Origin of the sequence: Micromonospora sp. NPDC002575, assembly GCF_042889525.1 — a bacterium.
Classification (GTDB): domain Bacteria; phylum Actinomycetota; class Actinomycetes; order Mycobacteriales; family Micromonosporaceae; genus Micromonospora; species Micromonospora carbonacea.
Map to the genome: position 1 here is coordinate 171,636 of NZ_JBIARA010000005.1, position 19,389 is coordinate 191,024.

18 protein-coding genes and 2 tRNA genes are annotated in these 19,389 nt (G+C 71.2%); 8 read left to right on the top strand and 12 right to left on the bottom strand.

The genetic code is table 11. The features are described from left to right. The first annotated feature begins 130 nt into the window (after positions 1 to 130). The 3 genes from ACFYWL_RS10575 to ACFYWL_RS10585 all read left to right on the top strand — a co-directional run bounded on the left by ACFYWL_RS10575 (position 131) and on the right by ACFYWL_RS10585 (position 1,507). A complete protein-coding gene (locus ACFYWL_RS10575; protein ID WP_386970183.1) occupies positions 131 to 397 on the top strand; it encodes a hypothetical protein in 267 nt (88 codons plus the stop codon). A gap of 26 nt (positions 398 to 423) precedes the next feature. Beyond that, a complete protein-coding gene (locus ACFYWL_RS10580) occupies positions 424 to 786 on the top strand; it encodes a type II toxin-antitoxin system VapC family toxin (RefSeq protein WP_386970186.1) in 363 nt (120 codons plus the stop codon). A gap of 187 nt (positions 787 to 973) precedes the next feature. Continuing rightward, entirely contained in the window at positions 974 to 1,507 is a 534-nt protein-coding gene (locus ACFYWL_RS10585) for a YbhB/YbcL family Raf kinase inhibitor-like protein (RefSeq protein ID WP_386970189.1), read from the top strand. A gap of 112 nt (positions 1,508 to 1,619) precedes the next feature. Here ACFYWL_RS10585 and ACFYWL_RS10590 read toward each other — a convergent pair whose 3' ends face one another. Next, positions 1,620 to 2,330, bottom strand: coding sequence for a class I SAM-dependent methyltransferase (locus tag ACFYWL_RS10590; RefSeq protein WP_386970192.1), 711 nt, complete (start codon positions 2,328 to 2,330; stop codon positions 1,620 to 1,622). 211 nt (positions 2,331 to 2,541) lie between these two features. Here ACFYWL_RS10590 and ACFYWL_RS10595 point away from each other — a divergent pair, with 211 nt between their 5' ends. Continuing rightward, on the top strand, positions 2,542 to 4,392 hold the full coding sequence (locus tag ACFYWL_RS10595; protein WP_386970193.1) for a hypothetical protein: 1,851 nt from the start codon (positions 2,542 to 2,544) through the stop codon (positions 4,390 to 4,392). Positions 4,393 to 4,461: 69 nt separating this feature from the next. Here ACFYWL_RS10595 and ACFYWL_RS10600 read toward each other — a convergent pair whose 3' ends face one another. Continuing rightward, on the bottom strand, positions 4,462 to 5,187 hold the full coding sequence (locus ACFYWL_RS10600; protein WP_386970553.1) for an IucA/IucC family C-terminal-domain containing protein: 726 nt from the start codon (positions 5,185 to 5,187) through the stop codon (positions 4,462 to 4,464). 513 nt (positions 5,188 to 5,700) lie between these two features. Here ACFYWL_RS10600 and ACFYWL_RS10605 point away from each other — a divergent pair. Next, the gene (locus ACFYWL_RS10605; RefSeq protein ID WP_386970196.1) at positions 5,701 to 7,230 is read left to right on the top strand and encodes a peptide deformylase; all 1,530 of its coding nucleotides are present in this window, start codon (positions 5,701 to 5,703) and stop codon (positions 7,228 to 7,230) included. 199 nt (positions 7,231 to 7,429) lie between these two features. On the opposite strand, the gene ACFYWL_RS10610 is transcribed toward ACFYWL_RS10605, so the two are convergent. Continuing rightward, on the bottom strand, positions 7,430 to 8,548 hold the full coding sequence (locus ACFYWL_RS10610; RefSeq protein WP_386970199.1) for a globin domain-containing protein: 1,119 nt from the start codon (positions 8,546 to 8,548) through the stop codon (positions 7,430 to 7,432). A gap of 157 nt (positions 8,549 to 8,705) precedes the next feature. Here ACFYWL_RS10610 and ACFYWL_RS10615 point away from each other — a divergent pair, with 157 nt between their 5' ends. After that, the gene (locus tag ACFYWL_RS10615; RefSeq protein ID WP_386970201.1) at positions 8,706 to 9,479 is read left to right on the top strand and encodes a CPBP family intramembrane glutamic endopeptidase; all 774 of its coding nucleotides are present in this window, start codon (positions 8,706 to 8,708) and stop codon (positions 9,477 to 9,479) included. Here the strand turns inward: ACFYWL_RS10615 and ACFYWL_RS10620 are convergent. After that, positions 9,466 to 10,344, bottom strand: coding sequence for a hypothetical protein (locus ACFYWL_RS10620; RefSeq protein WP_386970203.1), 879 nt, complete (start codon positions 10,342 to 10,344; stop codon positions 9,466 to 9,468). The two genes, ACFYWL_RS10615 and ACFYWL_RS10620, sit on opposite strands and share 14 nt — an antisense overlap. Positions 10,345 to 11,354: 1,010 nt before the next feature. On the opposite strand from ACFYWL_RS10620, the gene ACFYWL_RS10625 reads away from it, so the two are divergent. Next, a tRNA-Ser gene (locus tag ACFYWL_RS10625) sits at positions 11,355 to 11,445 on the top strand. 35 nt (positions 11,446 to 11,480) lie between these two features. Continuing rightward, positions 11,481 to 11,553, top strand: a tRNA-Arg gene (locus ACFYWL_RS10630). A 365-nt stretch (positions 11,554 to 11,918) separates the two neighbouring features. Here the strand turns inward: ACFYWL_RS10630 and ACFYWL_RS10635 are convergent. The 8 genes from ACFYWL_RS10635 to ACFYWL_RS10670 all read right to left on the bottom strand — a co-directional run bounded on the left by ACFYWL_RS10635 (position 11,919) and on the right by ACFYWL_RS10670 (position 19,363). Further along, positions 11,919 to 13,274, bottom strand: a complete 1,356-nt coding sequence (locus ACFYWL_RS10635; RefSeq protein ID WP_386970205.1) for a serine hydrolase domain-containing protein — start codon at positions 13,272 to 13,274, stop codon at positions 11,919 to 11,921. Further along, positions 13,271 to 14,194 (bottom strand): aKG-HExxH-type peptide beta-hydroxylase, encoded by a 924-nt coding sequence (locus ACFYWL_RS10640; RefSeq protein ID WP_386970207.1) that lies wholly within the window; start codon positions 14,192 to 14,194, stop codon positions 13,271 to 13,273. The genes ACFYWL_RS10635 and ACFYWL_RS10640 overlap by 4 nt, the downstream gene beginning before the upstream one ends. A gap of 114 nt (positions 14,195 to 14,308) precedes the next feature. Beyond that, positions 14,309 to 14,473, bottom strand: a complete 165-nt coding sequence (locus tag ACFYWL_RS10645) for a hypothetical protein (protein ID WP_302739802.1) — start codon at positions 14,471 to 14,473, stop codon at positions 14,309 to 14,311. Between the two features lie 111 nt (positions 14,474 to 14,584). Next, positions 14,585 to 15,475, bottom strand: a complete 891-nt coding sequence (locus ACFYWL_RS10650; protein ID WP_386970209.1) for a protein kinase — start codon at positions 15,473 to 15,475, stop codon at positions 14,585 to 14,587. Between the two features lie 11 nt (positions 15,476 to 15,486). After that, positions 15,487 to 16,122 carry a hypothetical protein gene (locus tag ACFYWL_RS10655; RefSeq protein WP_386970212.1) on the bottom strand — a complete coding sequence of 212 codons (636 nt, stop codon included), beginning with the start codon at positions 16,120 to 16,122 and terminating at the stop codon, positions 15,487 to 15,489. Positions 16,123 to 16,131: 9 nt separating this feature from the next. After that, complete coding sequence (locus tag ACFYWL_RS10660) at positions 16,132 to 16,860, bottom strand: hypothetical protein (RefSeq protein WP_386970215.1); 729 nt, start codon at positions 16,858 to 16,860, stop codon at positions 16,132 to 16,134. Next, complete coding sequence (locus ACFYWL_RS10665; RefSeq protein ID WP_386970218.1) at positions 16,857 to 17,480, bottom strand: hypothetical protein; 624 nt, start codon at positions 17,478 to 17,480, stop codon at positions 16,857 to 16,859. The genes ACFYWL_RS10660 and ACFYWL_RS10665 overlap by 4 nt, the downstream gene beginning before the upstream one ends. Further along, complete coding sequence (locus ACFYWL_RS10670) at positions 17,477 to 19,363, bottom strand: radical SAM protein (RefSeq protein WP_386970220.1); 1,887 nt, start codon at positions 19,361 to 19,363, stop codon at positions 17,477 to 17,479. Before ACFYWL_RS10670 ends, ACFYWL_RS10665 begins: the two co-directional genes overlap by 4 nt. Positions 19,364 to 19,389 lie beyond the last annotated feature (26 nt).

Below are 19,389 nucleotides of genomic sequence, written 5' to 3' on the forward strand. Positions count from 1 at the left end.
AAACCGGTAAGGCAGCGATGTCTTCGTGGGTTCGAATCCCACACCCTCCGCTCCCTGGGCAGCGAAAACACGCATGAAGTGGTACCGCGGCACGGTGTGGTAGGCCGCCATATCACGGTATGGTGATTGCATGGCTGCTAGGAAGATCACCGTCACCCTCCCCGAGGAGTTGGTCGAAGCGCTCGGCGCGGCCGCTAGTGAGGATGGGGTGCCGCTGTCGAGGCTGGTCGCCAGCGCGGCGGAGAGCGAACTCCGGCGGCGGGTGGGTCGACGGTTGGTCGCGGAGTGGCAAGCCGAGCATGGAGCGTTCACGGTCGAGGAGATCGCCGCCGCGCGCGCGGAGATGGCCGCCGCCGACGCCCAGGCGCTCGGTGCCGCAGGGCAAACGGCCGCGTGAGCATTCCCTACGTCTACGACGCCGGGGTGCTGCTCGCGATCGACGGCAACGACCGGCGGATGTGGGTCATCCACCATCTGGCCGTGGAGGAGGGGCGACGCCTGATCATTCCCTCCGTCGTGGTGGGCCAGGCGTGGCGCGATGCCCGTCGGCAGGTTCAGCTCGGCCGGTTCCTGCACAGTTGCGAGGTCGTCCCGGTCGGCGTCGAGCTGGCGAAGGCGGCCGGCGTCCTGTGCGGCAAGGCCGGCACGCGCGACGTGGTCGACGCCTGCGTGGTCAATGTTGCCCTGGCCTGCGGTGGCATCGTGTTCACCAGTGACCCCGAGGACATCGCGCAACTGTCGGCCGCCGCAGACGTCAAGCCCGGATTGGTCATCCGCCGCCTCTGACGGTGAGGATGTAGGAGCGGGCCGGTCTGACTCGGCCTGTGACTGCGGGTGCAGACACCGGCGGCACGTCGAGGGCTCGCAGGGGGCGCGACGAGCGGGGACCGATGCGTGCCGGTGGTCGATTGACCGGGCGGGTCGGGGTAAGAAGGGGCGCAGGAAATCTCGCCCACCGGAAGGACCGTCCCCGATGTCCCTGGAACGACCGATCGCCCCGGACCCGTACGAGCTGCTGCCCACCGTCGCGTCGTTCGCCCTGACCAGTGACGACGTGCACAACGGCGAGCCGATGGACGCCCAATACGCCCACGGCAGCGTCGGCGGCGGGAACGTCTCGCCCCACCTGGCCTGGTCGGGCTTTCCCGCCGAGACGAAGGGTTTCGTGGTCACCTGCTTCGACCCGGACGCGCCGACCGGCAGCGGCTTCTGGCACTGGGTGCTGGTCGACGTGCCCGCCTCGGTGACCGAGCTGCCCCGGGGCGTCAAGGAGGCCGACCTGGGCGGCGCGTTCAGCGTCCGCAACGACTACGGCGACACCGGGTTCGGTGGGGCCGCCCCGCCCGCGGGCGACCGCCCGCACCGGTACGTCTTCGCCGTGCACGCCGTGGACGTCGAGCGCCTCGGCGTCGGCGCGGGCGCGAGCTGCGCGTACGTCGGCTTCAACCTGGCCTTCCACACCCTGGCCAGGGCGGTGATCCGCCCGACGTACCAGGTCAGGGACTGACCCTGCCCCACCCGCTTCCGCGATCTTGCACTTGGGGCCCGCCGCTCACGGCTTTTGTCCGTTCCGTCGGGGCCCTAAGTGCAAGATCGCCGCAGGCGTCGGGGCGCGCGGGTCAGGCGGGGACCCGGGCCACGGCGAAGACGGACTGGCCGAACGGGGGGCGGACCAGTTGCTCGGCGGCCTTGGTCGCCGGGAGGACCAGGGTGTCGTAGACCTTGACCATCGGGCCCTCCTTCGGCATCAGCCGGAAGACCTTGGTCGCCATGAAGTAGCCGATCAGGCCGAGCGCGTTCGCGTAGTGGATCTTCTCCACGGTCAGGCCGGCCTCGGTCATCGCGGCGGCCAGGGTCTTCTTCGTGTACCGCCGGACGTGGCCGGTGGCGATGTCCGCCGGGCTCATCGCGAACTCGAACGCCGGCACGATGATGATCACGTTGCCGCCCGGCCGGACCAGGTCGCGCATGCTGCGTAGCGCGCCCACGTGGTCCTCGATGTGCTCCAACACGTTGTACGAGACGGCGGCGCTGTAGTCCCCGCGCTCGGAGTGCGGCAGCAGCATCTGCCGCACCTCGATGGTCGGCTGCTCGGCGAGGCGCTCCTTCAGCGCGATCAGTCGATCCGGGTCGGCCTCGGTGGCCGTGAACCGGGGAAGGCGCGCCGACCACTCCAGGGCGTAGTCGCCCAGCCCGCTGCCGATCTCGATAGGGTTGTCACCGAGGTGCGGGACGGCCAGTTCGACGAACCACCTGCGGTGGTTGACCGCCGTCGCAAGCCCTTCGAGGACCTCGGACTGGACTCGCTGATCCCCAGTGATATCTGCCATGCGTCGATTCCTCACGGTGTGACTCGACCTGCCCCGGGACCGACAGAGTGAACCATCCGAAGCGGACGGCGGGGAAATCGGGGCACCGAAGTGGCCGAATTGCGGTCGGGGGTGGGCACGAGATCGGCGGTCGGCGAACCCGGCACATAGTACGCCAGTCCCCAGAAACATGTCACGTCGGCGCCAAACGCTGACTACCCTACGAATTGTTATGACTACTCCCCAATCGGGCCGGCCCGATGGCGAGGCCGGAGGCGGCGGGGCCGGCTCCCCGGTGCAGGGCGCGCCCGACGAGGGGCGGGCCGGTGCCGCGGCGGCCCGCCGGGGGCGGTGGACGGACGCCGCCGCCGTGCTCAGCTTCGCGCTGATCGCGTTCTGGGTGACGCTGCGGTTCTGGTTGAACCCCGCGCACGGGGTGCGGGACAACCGATCCGACCAGGCGCTCTTCGAATGGATGCTGGCGCATGGCGCGCGCGTGGTGACCGATTTCGCATATCCGTTCGGCTCGGACCGGATGAACGTGCCGGACGGCGTGAATCTGATGGCCAATACATCCGTATTGTCCATTTCATTGCCAATGACGCCGGTCACCGTCCTGTTCGGCCCGCGTATCGCATTCCTGGTCTTTCTCACGGGTGGCATGATCGCCACCGCGACCGCCTGGTATTTCGTGCTCTCCCGGGTGCTGATCGGCGCCCGGGGACCGGCCTGGCTCGGGGCCGGCTTCTGCGCCTACGCCCCCGCGATGGTGTCGCACGCCAACGCCCACCCCAACATCGTCAGCCAGTTCGTCGTGCCGCTCATCGTCTGGCGCACCCTGCGGCTGGCGGACGGGGGGCGGTGGCTGCGCAACGGCGTGCTGCTCGGCCTCGTCATCGTCTGGCAGGCGTTCATCAACCTGGAGATCCTGCTGATGACCGCGATCGGGCTCGGCGTCGTGGTCGTCGCGCTCGCCCTCGGCCGGGCCGACCTGCGTCGGCGGGCCCGGCCGTTCCTCGCCGGCCTCGCGGTCGCCGCCGTCCTCTCCGCCGCCCTGCTGGCATACCCGCTCTACGTGCAGTTCTTCGGCCCCGGCGCGTACGAGGGGCTGTCCCGGCTGATCCGCGGCTACCGCACCGACCTGGCGGCGTTCACCGCGTTCGCCCGCGAGTCGATCGCGGGGAACCCGGAGGCCAACCGAGAGCTGGTGAAGAACCCCACCGAGGAGAACGGCTTCTTCGGCTGGCCGCTGGTCGTGCTGGTGGGCGCGATCGTGTGGTGGCTGCGGCGCAGCCCGGCGGTGCTCGGCCTCGCGGCGGTCGGCCTCCTCTTCGCCGTCCTCTCGCTCGGCCGCGAGATCCAGTTCGAGGGCCGGGCGACCGGGATCGCCGGCCCCTGGGCCGCGCTGGAGGACCTGCCGATCCTGCACTCCGTGGTGCCGACGCGGTGGGCGCTGGCGACCGTGCCGGTCGTCGGGGTGCTGCTCGCGCTCGGCGTCGACCGCGCCCGCCGGCTCGCCCGGGACCACCCCGCCGCCCGGCCGCAGATCCGCTTCGCCACCGCCACCATGCTGACCATGGCCCTGCTCCCCGCGTTCCCCACCCCGCTGCCCTCGACCCGCCTCGACCCCGTGCCCGAGTTCGTCACCTCCGGGGCCTGGCGTCCGTACGTGGCCGGCGGGCGCAGCGTGGTGACCCTGCCGCTGCCCGACACCGACTACCCGGACCCGCTGCGCTGGTCGGCGGCCACCGGGCTGGACCTGCCGCTGGCCCGCGGCTACTTCCTCGGGCCGGACACCCGCCCCCGGGCCCCGGAGGGGAGGATCGCCCTGTTCACCGCCCCGCCCCGTCCCACCAGCAGCTTCTTCAGCACCATCCGACGCACCGGCCAGGTGCCCCCGGTCACCCCGCTGACCCGGGTCAACGCCGTGGACGACCTGCGGTACTGGCGGGCGGGAGTGGTCGTGCTCGCCCCGCACGAGCACGCCGACGCGCTGCGCCGGGCGATGACCGACCTGACCGGCATCCGCCCCACGTACAGCGGCGGGGTCTGGGTGTGGGACGTCCGTCCGCTGACGAGCTGAAGCCCGGCGGCGGCCCGGCAGGCCAGGCGGGCGCGGCAGCGGGTCAGGCGGCGCGTAGGCGGCAGCGGGTCAGGCGGCGCGGAGGCAGCAGCCCTGGCAGACCTTCGGCCGGGGCAGCGTAAACGCGAGGCAGCAGGTGCGGCGCTGGACCGTCGGCTCGCCGGCCGGGCCGGGCACCAGCTCTACCAGGTCCGCCAGGTCGAGAGCGCCGAGCAGCGTCTCCACGTGCCGGGTCGCCGGGCCGGGCAGCGCGTCGGCCGCCCGCAGGACGCCGTGCGCGATGCCGGAGGCGACGGAGCCGAGCAGCGTACGGGCGCCGATGCGGACCTCGGCCTGGATGGCGGCGACCAGCGGGGCGAGGTGGGCGTCGAGCAGCGAGGCGCGGAGCGCGGCCAGCAGCGCGGCCTCGTCGGCGACGACCCGGATCTCGGGGAGCCCCGCCAGGGCCAGCGGGTCGCCGGGGAGCACCGCGACGGTCGTCGAGCGGCGCAGCCCGAGGGTGACCAGCGGGCGGTGGTCCTCGAAGTGGATCAACACGTCGGAGGGGTCGAGCAGCGGCACCCGGCGGGCCGCCGCCCAGCCGAGTACGGCCGGCAGGGCGGCCCAGTAGCTGTACGACTTCCAGGCCAGGGCGGCGCAGGCGTGCGGGGTGCCGCCCCAGCGCAGCGCGGCGGCGGCCAGCAGCTCGGGCAGCCGGCTGCCGTCGACGAGGCTGGTGGCCGGGGCCCAGCCGAACCGGTCGTCGGTCACGAGCAGCCCCGGGGCGAGGCCGGGCAGGTCGTCGGTGCCGAACATGGCGCGCAGGGTGGCGGTCACCGGGGCGAGCGGCGTCGCGGTCTCCCGCGTGGGCAGCACCGCTGTCACCTGATCCCCCCGCCTCTGGTGTGTCGGCCTTTGGTGTCCGCCGGACGCTCCCGGCCAGGAACTAAGGCTAGCCTAACCATCCCGGTCGGATAAGGAAAGCCTCACCTGGCCGCTGAAGGGAGGCTCCGGTCACTCCGGCGGCCGTCGACCGGGAGGGTCGTGCGCCGCTACTACCCGGCCCGGGGTGGCGGAAACGCCGGGTGTCGGCCAGGGGGCGGCGGCCCGGGCGGCGGCCCGGCGGGCCGAGAATCCGGGCGGGCGGGCCGGGAATCCGGGGCGGCGGCCGGGAATCCGCGGCGGCGGGAAGCCGGAGGTCGGCGGCCGGGTCGCGAAATGATTGACGTTCCTGGGTGAGCTGTCAAGTTGACTGTCGGCAAGATGCCATTCCTGTGCGGGTTCACGTACGGAAAGTGAAACTGATACTCCCCGGCGTTGAGGAAGCTGATGACGACCTCTCCCATCGAGCGGGCCGCCGAGTCGTTCGCGGCCGAACTCGCCCGGCACCGGACCGAGCGGGGGCTGTCCAAGAAGCAGCTGGCCACGCTGATGGGCTTCGACCCGTCCTACGTCAGCCACGTCGAGGGGCGACGGCACCGACCCACCGAGGACTTCGCCCGCCGGGCCGAGGCCGTCCTGGAGGCCAGCGGCGCGATCTGGCAACGCTTCCGGGAGTACGACGAACTGCGGCACGGCCGCTCCGCCATGCCCGCCCGGGACCACGCCCCCGGCCAGTGGATGCCCCCCGGCACCGGGCTGATCGTCGAACGCGAACAGGCCGTACTCACCTACACCGGCGACGCCTACCACTGCCTCATCCGCCGGGAGCTCTACAACGCCGGCACCGAACCGGTCACCCGCTACCTCGTCCGGGTCGCCGTCGACCGCTACCCCAACGACCCGGGCCGGTCCAACCGGCACCACCGGGAGCACCCGCTCACCTTCGCCGAGCTGCAACTGCGGGCGCACCGGGACGACGGCGGCGGGCAGCCCGAGCCGATGCACTGGCGGGCCAAGCACGACCGGGACGCGTTCAAGGAGATCTGGCTCCTCTTCGAGAACGACGAGGGCCGGTTCCCGCTCTACCCCGGCGACCGGGTCACCATCGAATACGCGTACCAGGTCGGCCGCGAGAAGTGGGGCCCCTGGTTCCAGCGCGCCGTACGCCTGCCCACCCGGCACCTGGCGGTGCGGCTGGACCTCCCTGCGGAGCTGGACCCCCAGGTCTGGGGGTTGGAGACCTCGCTCTCGGCGGAGGAAGGGCCGCTGCGCCGCCCCGTCGTCCGACACGACCGCGCCGACCGGGCCGTCTTCGACTGGGCGACGGAGGACCCACCGCTCAACGCCCGGTACCGGTTGCAGTGGCGGTTCCGCAGCCGCCCGCCCGACTCCGACCCGGGCGGCCCGGCCGGCGTCGCCCGGGTCCGGGCCAGCGACCGGATGCGCGGGCTCGGCATCGTCCAACGCGGCGCCGACCTCCTCCGCCAGCCCAGCCGCCAGTTCGACCTGCCCGCCGAGGAGGGGATCGCCCGGGAGGCCGTCGACCGGCTCGGCTCGGCACTCGTCCGCCTCGACGAGCTGCACCCGTTCAGCAAGGGCGTCGGCATCGCCGCGCCGCAGCTCGGCCTCGCCTGGGCCGCCGCCGTCGTGCGCCCGCCCGACCGGGCCGCCGAGCCGGTGGTGCTGCTCAACCCCCGGGTCGTCGACTCGTCCCCCGAGACCGACGAGCAGTACGAGGGCTGCCTCTCCTTCTTCGACCACCGCGGGCTGGTGCCCCGGCCGCTGCGCATCGACGTCGAACACGCCCAGTGGGACGGCGCCCGCCTCATCACCTCGTTCGAGTTCGCCATGGCCCGGCTCGTGGCGCACGAGATCGACCACCTGGAGGGCCGCCTGTACGTCGACCGGATGACGCCCGGCGTGCCGCTGGTGCCCGTCGAGGAATACCGCGAGACCGGCACCCCCTGGCGGTACTGAGTTGAGGCGACCCCGAGCCGGGGCGACCCCGACCGAGAGGGGGACCGGGTCGCGTGCCCCAGGGGGCGGGGGCACGCGACCCGGTCCTTTTCGGGGGGAGGAAAGCCTCTCTGCCGCCGGCCCCGCCCGGCTGGCCGACGGCGCCGGCCGCAGGGGAACGACGGATGCCGGCCGGAGGGGACGACGGATGCCGGCCGACCTACAGGTCGCCGAAGGTGTCGTACCGGATGTTCGGCGGCGGGACCTCGTCCTCCGCGAGGGCCCGCAGGGTCGACCGGACCATCCGGGCCGAGCCCGAGACGTAGCAGTCGTGGGTCGTCCACGGGCCGTAGCGGGTGATCACGTCGGAGATGTCGCCCCGCTCGCCGTCGAAGTCCGGCTCCTCGCTGCACGCCGGCGTCACCGACAGCCACGGGTGGGCCTCCACCAGCTCGCGGAGCCCGGCCAGCCCGTACAGGTCGGCGGCGTGGCGGGCGCCGTAGAAGATGTGCACCCAGCGGGTCCGGTTCCAGCCGGCCAGCTCCTCCACCAGCGCCTTGATCGGGGCCAGCCCCACCCCGCCGGCGACGCAGAGCACGTCCCGCTCCGAGGCGCGGTCCAGGACCATCGAGCCCATCGGCGCGGCCACGCGCAGCAGGTCGCCCGGTTTCGTGCGCCGCACCAGCGCCCCGGACACCCAGCCCGCCCCCGGCGGCGTACGGACGTGGAACTCCAGCACGTTGTCGTCGTTCGGCGCGTTCGCCACCGAGTACGTCCGCCACACCCGGGGCAGGTGCCGGGGCGCCTCGACGCTGACGTACTGGCCGGCCCGCCACGGCAGCGGATGCTGAAGGGCGCGCACCGTCAACACGGCGGTGTCCTGCCCGTGCCGCTCGTGGGTCAGCACCTCCGCGTGCCAGAACGGCGGATTGTCGTCCGCCGCCGCCCCCGCCAGCATCTTCGCCGAGATCGCCCCGTACGCGTCCCGCCACGCCTGGTCGTACTCCAGGTTCCAGCCGTCGCCGGCGGTGCTGCGCAGCGCGTCCAGCAGCGCGACACCCATCGTCTCGTAGTGCGCCGCGTCGACGTGGTACTTCCGGTGGTCCCGGCCGAGGGAGCGAAGATACTCGTCGAAGCTCTCCGGGTCGTCCACCACCTGGGTCGCGGTGACGATCGCGTCGAGGATGCGGTCGCCCTGGCCGGTCATCTCGACCGGGAAGAGCTGACGCAGCGCGGGGTCGAGGAGGAAGAGCCGGGCGTAGAAGTGACCGCTCAGCCGGTCCCGGTCCTCCTCGACCAGGGTCCAGCTCTCCTTCAGCAACCGCGCGACATGGTCCACGGGGGCGCTCCTCCTGACGGCGGATCGGGCTGACGGGGATCGGGCACCCACAGAATGTCCACGGAGCGTGTGCGCCGGTCGCACAGAATGTGCGATCTCCTCACACCGGCTGCTCGGCCCGTGTCCGCCGGGCCGGGCGGTCGGGCACAGTGGTGCGGTGACCGTTGAGGAGCTCACCCGCCCGGTGTCCCGCCGGGTCCTCGGCACGGAGACGCTGCTGGTGCTCGGGCTGTCGCTCGGGCAGTCGGCCGTCTACGCGCTCGTGTCGATCATCGCGAAGCTGACCGCCGACGGGCCGCTGTCGAAGCAGACCGCCGCGCTGAACAGCTCCCAGTCGGCCCGCCCCTGGCTCGACCTGACCTACCAGCTGCTCGGCATCGTCTTCGCGCTGCTGCCGGTGCTGCTCGCCGTACACCTGCTGGCCCGCGACCCCGGCGACCCCGCCCGTACCCTCGGGGTCGACCTGCGCCGGCCCGGCTCGGACCTGGCCCGCGGCGCCGGCCTGGCGGCGCTCATCGGCCTGCCCGGCCTCGCCCTGTTCTGGGCCGCCGCCCAACTCGGCGTCAACGCCACCCTCGTCCCCGCCGGCCTGCCGGACGTCTGGTGGGCCGTCCCGGTGCTGATCCTCGCCGCGGCGCAGAACGCCGTGCTGGAGGAGGTGATCGTCGTCGGCTACCTGGTCACTCGGCTGCGCCAGCTCCAGTGGCGGCTCGGCGCGGTGCTCGCGGCGAGCGCCGTGCTGCGCGGCTCCTACCACCTCTACCAGGGCTTCGGCGCGTTCGTCGGCAACGCCGTGATGGGCGTCGTGTTCGGCCTGTTCTACCTGCGCACCAAGCGGGTGATGCCACTGATCGTCGCGCACACCCTGCTCGACGTGGTCGCCTTCGTCGGCTACGCGCTGCTGCCGAAGGCGTGGTTCAGCTGGCTCTGACCGGTCCCGAGGGCGGAACCGCCGGGGCCGGGGTTGGGGTCGGGGTCGGGGTCGGGCGGTAGGCGGCGACCGCCCGGGCCGCCAGCCGCTCGGCGGCAGCCGAGTCGCCCGCCACGGCGGTCAGCACCGCCGCTCCCGGCAGCAGCCGGGACGCCACCCGCAGCCCCCACCATCCGCCGGCGCGCCCGGTCAACGGCGCAGCCAACCGCCAGACCGCCTTCGCGGCCTGGGGCCAGGGCTCCCCGGCCGGACCGGTCGCCACCCGAGCGGCAGCCACCTCCTCCGCCGCCTTCGCTGCCCTTCCCGCCCCTGCCTCCGCAGCTTGCGGCGTCCCGGCCCCCGCCGCCGTCCCTCCCGCCGTCGCCCGTTCTGCTGCCTCCCCTTCTGCCGTCGCCCGTTTTGCCGTCGCCCGTTTTGCCGTCGCCCGTTCTGCCGCCTTCAACGCCGCCCGGGCACTCTGCGCATCCGGATGCACCCGGGTCAGCACCAGCAACTCCACCGCCCGCTCCGGGTCGGCCGGGTCCCGTCCGTACGCCGCAGCCAGGTGCAGCACCAGGCTGGCCTGCGCCCACCACACCGCCGTCAGCTCCACGACCGGGGCGAACAGGCCCGCCAGCATCGCCACGGCCCCACCCGCCCCGGCCAGCCGGACGAACCGACGGGCCGCGAGCCGCGCCAACCCGTCCGGCGTCGCGCCGGGATAGGCCGCGCGGTGCCACGCGGCCCAGTCGCCCGCGCGTGGCCCGAGCGCCCGCACGGCGGCGATGGCCAGCAGCTCCGGAGCGAGGTCCGGGTGGTCGAGCACCCGCCCGGCCGTCGCCCGCAGGCCATCCTCAGGGGTACGCGCCGACGCCGCCCCCGGCACCCGGCCACCTGCCCCGGCACCCGCCTCCGGGCCGAGGCTCGGGCGGGTCGGCTGCGTGGACGCCGGCACGGGGACGGGCACCGGCCCGGCCGGGGTGGTGGTGGCCCCCTCCGATCGCTTTCTTGCCGGCGTGGCCCGCCGCGGCTCGCTCGCCTTCGGGCCCGTCCTGCTGGGCGCGGCCACCTTGGCTGGCGTCGCCTTCGGGGCGGGTGTCTTACGGGCGGGCGTCTTACGGGAAGCCCGTGACCGAGGGGCCGGGCCGGTGGCGGCGGCCTCCGCCCCAGGCGTCCCGGGCTTGCCCGGCTTCCTCTCGACGTCGGTGTCCTTCCTCCCGGCCTCGGCCGCGGCGTGGGCACCCGGTTCGGGTCCCCCGGCGGTGGTGGGGCTGGCGCCGGATGCCGTCGCCGGCACGTCCCCCGCGGCGGTCTGCCTAGCCGGTTCCACCGTAGTCGGACCCGTCGCTGCCTCTTCGGTGCTCATGTGTGGCTGATCACGTCGCCCAGCCCCGCCCTCGGACGGTTCGGCAGGCTCCGACGCCGCAGCGGGGACCGGGGCCGGTTGGGCCGGGGCCAGCACCGGAGCCGGCCGTGACGATGCCGGCTGGCCGGGCGCGGGCGGCTGGAAGAGCACCCCGGGGGCTGCCCCCGTCCGGCGGGGCCGGGGGCGGGGAGCTTTCGGCGCACTCGGCGCACTCGGGGTCTGATCCTCGGCCGGGGGCTGCCCGGGATCGGGGACGGCCGGCGGCATGAACGTCGCCTTCGGAGAGCGGCGTCGTCGCGCACTCTCACCAGGCTCGCGGCGGGACGGGTCGCTCGGCGACTGCTCCTCCATATCGATGGAGCCTAGCCCCGATCCGGATGCCGCACAGCGGGGAAACGCCTGGACGGGGCATACCCGCCCGGCCGGTGCCAGCTGCCCCTCCCGGCCCGGCCGGCCGCGCGGCGATAGTCGCTTTGCCCCGGAAGGGTGCGGGCCTGTATCCTCGGGCGCGGTGGTCTACGGGCCACCTGGGAGACTTCGCCTAGTCTGGTCTATGGCGCCGCACTGCTAATGCGGTTGGGGTCTTAAAGCCCCTCCCGGGTTCGAATCCCGGAGTCTCCGCGCGAAAGCCGGTGTGTAGACTGGCCCAGCAGCAAGCGCCCGTAGCTCAACGGATAGAGCATCTGACTACGGATCAGAAGGTTAGGGGTTCGAGTCCCTTCGGGCGCACAAAAGATCAAGGCCGTGACCTGCGAAAACAGGGGTCACGGCCTTCTTCTTTCCCATTTTCGCGCCCACTTCTCCCGCCTGATGGGACCGTGGTGCTCCGTTGGTGCTCGTCTGTTTCGGCGGGGGTTGGTGTCGGAACTGTCGGTGGCGGCGTGGTGCGTGTTGGTGGGTCCAGGCGGGGGGCCTGGCGGGGCTGTTACAGGGATCCGGCCTGGTAGGGGCGCAGACGCGCTTCCGATTCGCGTGGCCTCGGCGCGGTCGTTCGGCCGCGCAGGATGTCGATGTGCCCCGGGCCGTCGTGGGGACGGTGGCGGGGCGTCACCGGCTTGCTGGCGTTGGGTCGGTGTCGCTGGCAGGGGAGTCGATCAGTCAGGCAGTCGTCGGTACTGCAGCCGTGGTGCACGGTCGAGGTCGAGGATGAAGCCGCCGGGCGTCCGAGCCCTACCGTCCGTCGAAGCGGTCGGAAGTGTCAGCGTGTAGCCGTTCGCGGCGTAGGTGGCGGGGTCGATACGGGTGAGACGGTCGAGGGTCCCCCGACGCCATAGGCACAGCGAGCCCGCACTTCGGGTCAGGCGTACGGTGCCGGGCACCTCATCGCAGACGTAGATGCCGAGTTCGGTGTGGGGTGCGTTGGTGTGGACTCTGCTGAGCGAGGTGCTGTTGAACGAGGGCCTGCAGGGTATGGCACGTGAGAGGAGTTCACCAGGTTCGGTGTTGATGCCGTCGGTGATGTTTGCGAGGGCCGTGGCTGCCACATGGTCTGCGGCTATTCCCGCGTGGTTGGACAGACAGATGACGCGGAGTCCTGAGGCGGTGAGGTAGGTGGCGGCGGAGAATCCCTGTTCATGGCCGTAGTGGAAGACAGCGGTACGGCTTGGGCGAGGATCGGCGTACAGCCCGGCGCCGTACGTGAACGGCGGTTGGTCGCTGGGCCAGTAGCCGAGGTCCCGCTCGAACGGAAGCGCATCGTTGGCCGAGGAGTGCCACTCGTGCCGAAGATGGGCGAGCCAGCGGTCCAGGTCTGCGGCCGTGCACCACAGGGAGCCGGGGCCGGGCAGGGTGGCTGGGCGTTGTTGGTGCTGCCATCCATCGGCGACGGCCTGGTAGCTGGCGGCGGCACCGGGGATCACCTCGCGTGGGTCGTTCTTGAACCGGGCCGAGGTCATGCCGAGCGGGGCGAAGACCTGCTGGTCGGCGATCTGGCGGAGTCCGGCACTGTATGCGTGTGTGAGGACTTCTGCGAGGAGGAGGTAGCCGGTGTTGCTGTATAGGAAGCGGCCCGGCTCGACGGCCCGTCGCTGCTGACGGTAGGCGAGTTGGAGCAGGTCGCTGGCGGTGTAGTGGTCGAGTTCGCGGAAGCCGGCCAGGGAGAGAAGCGATTCAGCGTCTCGGATGCCTCCCCTGTGCTGGATGAGGTCTCCGACGGTGACGTCGGGGATGTGGAAGCGGGGCAGGATGTCGCCAACCGGCCGGTCCAGGGTGAGGAGGCGGTCGCGGGCGGCGCGGATGCATAGGTATGCGGTGATCTGTTTGGCGACGGAGCCGACGTTGAAGGTGGTGTCTTTCCCGACGGGCGTGGCGAGTTCGAGGTTGGCCGCTCCGGTCTCTGCTTGCACCGGCGGGCCGTCGACGTGGCGGACATACAGGGTGACGCCGGGCTCACCTAGCCGGTCTGCGAGGCCCGCCGTGTCGGATCCGGTCGGGATGTTGGTGGGGTTCACAGGCTGAGGGCCTCGCGGTGGATGACGTGCATGCGATCCCGCAGTTCGGGTGCGGTGATCAGGGCGAGCGCGCGGGCGTGGTCAGCGGCGGTAGGGGCGAGTAGTTCTCGCTGCTGGTCTAGGTAGGTAGCCAGGAACCTGTGTAGCTCGCCGCTGGTCTCGGGTAGAACGCGGGCGGTGTAAATCATGGTGAGAGGGAAGGCGAAGCAGGCGTGCAGGAAGCCGAAGGCGGGTCGGTTCATCTTCTTCCAGGGTGAGTAGAACGTCACATCGTCGCTGATTGTGCAGGCGGTGGCGTTCAAGGCGTCGTTGAGCCAGTTGTGGCCCGCTTCGTGGATCAGGTCGCGGGCCAGCACGACGGGTTCCCTGACGTGGTCGCAGTAGACGGTGCCAGGTAGTCGGGTGATGGTCCAGCTGTCGAGGGTGTCGCCGAGCTGCTTGTGGCGCAGCAGGCAGACAACGACTGCGTGGTCGGCGAGAAGACTGGCGAAGCCGTTCTGCACGCCGGTGACGTATGCGGCGGTGGCAAGTTCCCGCAGCTCCGGCGGGGCAGCGATGGTGTCCGGCCCTAGCACGTAGTAGGGGGTCTCGGAGATCGTCGAGCGGGGCAGACGGTCTGGGTCAGGTGCCAGGATTAATCGGGGACCGACGGCAGTGGGTGTCGACAGTGCCGAGGCATTCACATTCGGGTTGGTGTCGTACCAGTTGAAGGTGTCTATCTCGCGGGCACGGGCAGCGGCCTCAGCACCTTCGAGAAAGTGGTGGGCTATGCAGTAGTCGGTGGCATCCGTTCCCAGGGAGTCGGAGGTGCTGACCGTGTGCGGGGCAGTGGGATTGGGGACGGCGCGGATCCGGCGGATGCGGTCGCGTTGGTAGTCCTGGATGGGGGCGAACGAGAAGACGATGGCCGGCGCGTCCATGAAAGTGGAGTCCTTTCCTTTCGACGAGGCTGGGCCGGGCCTGGGGCTGGCCCGTAACGGGCCAGCCCCAGGAGGTGCTCACCTACGGCCTGCCGTCAGTGAGGCACGCGTCGTTCAGGCGTCGGTGCTTGCGGGTGCCGTGGTGTCCGCCGGAACCTCGGTGGTCGGCCAGCCTTCGGCGGAGACGCTGGAGGTGTGGCGGGTGCTGCGTACGGTCTCGTCGTCGCCGCGCAGGTCGTCCACGGCGGTGAGGAAGTCGCTGATCCGGTCGTTGTCCATGTGTGTCTTCGTCCTTCCGAGGCTGAGTGGTGGACCGTGCATCTTCTGGAGATTGGTGGTGCGGCGGCGAGCGGGCGGTGGGCACCGGGTCTCCTTCCGGCCGATGATGGGTTAGCTGCTGCGCTGAGCTGGCATGGCGGCGGAGTCCGCCGCCTGGTGCAGGGCTTCGCGCAGCTCTCTCATGAAGGGCCGGTCTTCAGGCACCGGGGCGAGCGCCGCTGTGATGATTGGGCGAAGACTGGCGGGTGCGGTGTCCAGCCGGGAAGGACCGTGGCGGGGGATGTCAACGCACAGGTAGCGGTAGGCCAGGACCGCGAGGCTGAAGGTGTCAGCAGCTGGGGTGGCGCGGTCGTAGGAGGTGGCGTACTCCGGGGGCCAGTGCACCTCCGGGCTCCGGGCGATGGGGCCACGCGGGGTGTCGGTGCGGCGCGCGGCCCCGAGGTCGGTGATTAGTCCGTGGCCGTCGTGGATGAGGATGTTCTCCTGGTAGACATCGCGGTGCACGATCCCACGCTCGTGCAGGGTGTGCAGGCCCTCGGCAACGTCAGCCAGGATCCTCAGTCCGACTGTCACCTGGTGTCGGTGGAGGGCGGTGGTGAGGTGGGGCCTAAAGTTGCCGCCGTTGCAGTGGGGCATGGTGTACCAGTCGAATCGGTCGGTGCTGCCCTCTTCCAGCAGCGGCACGACGTGCTCGGCGCCTTGAGCGGCGCGAGTGACGGTGATCTCGTGGCGGAAGTCCTCGCGAGTCAGGGCACGTTCGGCCTCGCTCATCTGGGCATACCAGTAGAAGCCGTAGGCGGCTCTGCGGGTTGCCTCGTCGAGTTCGGCTAGGACGTGGTTGCTGCCGAAGCCAGCCTTGAGAACAACCGGGGGCGTCCCGTTGCGGCTGACGAGTACCAAGGTGCTGGCGCGGGTGAAGCAGAGGAGGTCGTGGAGGTTCCAGCCGGAGTCACGGAGCTTGTCAAGGACCCAGGCGGCGGGGTGCATCGGGTGCAGGTACATGGGCCGGTCCCTCATGTTCGTGCCGGATCCGGGGCCGTTTCACGCAGCCGGTCCAGGCAGGCGGCGACTAGCAGGTCGAGGTCGAGATCAGTGGCGCACGGGTAGTGCAACAGGGGCAGGCCGGTCGTCTCGGTCCACGCGGTGGCGGCCTGCTCGTGAAGGTCGGCGAGCCGGGCAGCGGTCGACGGGTCCTCCCCGAAGCGGCGCGCCGTGGGCCGCCTCGCTAGCCGGGCACGGCACAGCTCAAGATCGGTGGTGAGTAGGACGGTCAGGTCCGCGCGCGCGACCGTTACCTCGGCGAGCTGCTGGACGTATTGGGCGACAGGACGGTCGTGCAGCAAGGCGAGTAGGCAGGCGGTCGACAATGTAAGCCGGTCAGCGACGACAGGGCCCAGGGATAGGGCGGGGAGGAGATTGTGGCGGGAATGGAGTTCGAGGTCGCGGCGGACTGCGGCCACCGCCCGCTTACCGCTGGCGGCTGGGTGCCCGGCCCGTAGGCCGATGATGGTTCGGGTGGCCTCCAACGACAGCCAGGCGAACTGGCCGATGTGCCCGAGGCGGATGTCCTCGCAGGCGGCGGTCGCCAGGAGCCGGTCGCGCAGCGTGCTCTTTCCGGCTCCGGCGATTCCCTCCAAGGCCAGCAGCATGCCTCGCCCCTAATCCCTCTCGGCGATCAGCCAGCTGATGAACTTTGCGACGTGACCACGGGTGACCGGATCGGTGCCGTGGGTGAGTTGGGAGCCGTAGAGCAGGGCAGTGCCCGGGGCGGGCGTCACGCTCCACCGGGTGCGGGGCATGGCTGTATACCAGTCAGCGGAGTGGTCCGCTCCGTCGTTGGCCAGCCACATGCCATTCGCGTAGCCATGCTCCTGGGCGTCGTGCTGTAGGCGGTCATTCCACAGGCGGTCGCTGGAGGTGCTTTCGACGTAGAACGCCCCGCCGGCCTCCGCCTCGGAGATCACCACGCTGATGCCGGCGATCTGCCGCGGCCAGGCGAGCGGGTCAGGGGCGATACCGTCGAGGTGGCCGGTGATGTGCTGGCCGCAGCCGTACTCGACATAGGTCCACGGCCGGCAGGCGGTGATCGACGGCATGACGCGGGACAGCGCGGGGCGGGCGCGGTCGAAGGCCCGTTGAAGCAGGTTCTCGGCTTGGTCTGGGATCCTTGGGACCTCGATCCGTCCGGCTGGTTCGTAGATGGCCATAGCCTGCTCGTTGGAGTGGCCGGGGATCTCATGGATGGAGGTGGCCCGCTGCGCGCCGAAGCGGATCCGTGCTTCATCAGTGAGGAAGCCGTTCATGATGGCGGCAAGCCGGTCCCGCTCCTCAGCGTCGAGGAACTTTTCGATGCTGCCGACCGCGACGGTCTCGGCGATGTGGATCACGAGTCGGTCCTCCTCGTCTCGAGCACTTGGCGGACGTCGTCCAAGCCCGTGCAGTGATTGAGCAAGCTGGCCACTGGGTGGTGGGTGTTGGCGGTCGGGTTGGCCCAGAGGGTCAGCAACTCGCTGGTCAGCGGCAGTTCCTCCCTGCCGGGCAGCGGCTCAGGCACGGTCAGCCGGTCCAGTACCGGGCACGAAGCAGCGTGCTGGGTGGCGAAGGCCCGTCCCAGCCGGGCTGCCGCCGCGAGTCTGCAGGAGTGCAGGAGCGTTTCGTCGGGCTCAGTCCGCTGGTAGCTGCGACACTCGGTCTGCGCCCATCCAGCCGCGATTGCAGCGGCTGTGGCCGTAACACGGCAGGTGGCACAGCACGCGCTATCGGCCTGCAGGCACGGCTGATGATGGGCCGGGAGGGTGGCGGCGACCTCGACGAGGGCCAGCCAGGGGGAGTCTGGCAACAACTCGCCCACGGTGCTGCGGTCCGAGGCTGGGCCATGGTTGCAGCACACTCGACCCGGTCCGCGCGCCGTGCTGGGCTCGAGCGCGGGCTCGATAAACATGGCGTGGAAGTAGACGATCCGCCCCAGAAGCTGGTTGATCGTCAGCACGTGCGTGACCCGATTCACGCCCACACATCCTCGCTCGTCGGAGGTGTGGCCTGTGGTGTCGGGCAGCAGCAGCCGGCTTCGGTGGGTCGCTCGCCGCGCAGCATGTCGACGACGGCGCGGGTGGCCGCGTCTACGGCGTCGAAGTACGCCGGCCAGCCGTGCCCATCGGCCGGCCGTAGGGCTAGGTCGAGCACAGGGCTCCTGCGTCCGGTGGCCTTGCAGGTCAACTCTGCTCGCCCGACGGTCACCTGGACTGGGGCGGGCAGGTCGGTGTCCGCCGCAGTGATCGCGCGGCACAGGGCGGCAGCAGCGTGCGCGTATTCGGTCCGGTTGCGGGGGAGGATGCCAACCCGGCGCTCGGCGGGTGGCAGATCGAGACCGGGGTAGGGGTGTCCCTGACAGCTGTCGTAAGTGACCAGGTGCCAGTCCCGAGTGACGGCATCGACCAGGGCGCGGACCCCGGGCTCGATTGCCTCCCGCCACTGGGGGTCGGCCGGGTCCAGGTCGTCGGCCTCGTGCACCCCGGGCAGGCCGACCGTGTTGATGTTGCCGTGCGCGCTGGTGTGCAGCCGCGCAGGTCGACGGGGCGCATTGGGGCGGTCCCAGCGTGCCAGGAAGGCGGCGATGTCGGGCATGCTGTTCGGCGTGCGAGGGCACCAGCGCACCCTGCGGCACCAGGCGCCCGCCGGATGGGCGGGCTGGGCGAGGAGTGCCGCAATGCCGTCAATCATCCGTATCCGGTAGTCGCAGTAGGCGTCCTGCTCCCCTGCCTGGTCCTGGCGCCAGCGGGTTGCGACACAGCCGCCGCCGCAGGCGGACTGGTATGCGCAGGTGGTGCACCGCTCCATCAGGGCCTTGCCCTGATTCAGCAGCGGCAACCGCCGCTGGGCTGCGACGACCGCGTTCTGCCCGGGAACCTGGTTCAAGAGGGTTAGCTTGGCCTGCGGCCAGGGCAGCTCGTCACAGCTGCCGAGTCGTCCGTCTGGGTAGAGCGTGAAGACGTGGTCGCACTTGAGACTGGAGAAGTGGCAGAAGCCGGTGTCTAGCCCGCGTAGCCGCCGGATGGTGGATACAGCCGGTTCTAGTTTCAGGCGGGCGAAGTATCCGGCACCGATCCAGCGAGCGGCGGCGGCGAGCACGAACTCGGCGTACTGGTCCGGGGTGGTCGCCCACGTGGGTCCTTTCGGGCCGCGCACGGCCGCGAGCTGAAGGAGTCGGCTCTCGGGAAGCCGCCGCCCAGGGGCGGCGGTGGGGTCTTGAACGGATGCATCGAAGCAGGGCACGAAGCTGATGGCGTTGACTGCCTCGAAGCCGGCGAGGTGGTCCAGGACGGCCTCGGCGCGATTGAGAACGGCCGGGGTGACCGCAGCGATCACGCCCACCGTCCGGCTGCGAACGGCTAGCAGCCGCAGGGCGGTGGCCACGCGCGGGTAAACCGGCTGACCGTCGTAACCGACCCGCCAGGTATTGCCTGCTGCGTCCCCATCAAGGGAGATGCCGATCTGGAGGTTCGGGTACAAGGCGTCAATCAGGTCCAGCCACTGCTCATCGAGGAGTACGCCGTTGGTCTGCATCGAGACCCGCACCACACTGGGCTGGGCGGCCAGTTCACGCAGCACCTCGGCGACGTGGTCGCGCCCGGCGGTCAGTGGCTCGCCGCCATGCAGCTCGACGGCGAGCGGACGCCCCGAGAAGAGCTCGGTGAGCCGACGTACCTGGCTGGCGTCGATCCGAGCTCCTCCCGGGGCCTCCTTACGTTTCTCGTAGCAGTACAGGCAGTCGATATCGCAAGTCTCACCCCGTAACTTCAAGATCACCGAAACGGCGCTGCCGGTGTCCTCGGCATCAAGGCCGCGGTACAGGCGGACCATCGGGTCGTGCTGTTCAGTGGTGTGGCGCATCGGCTGCCTCCCGGGGTGGCCGTGAC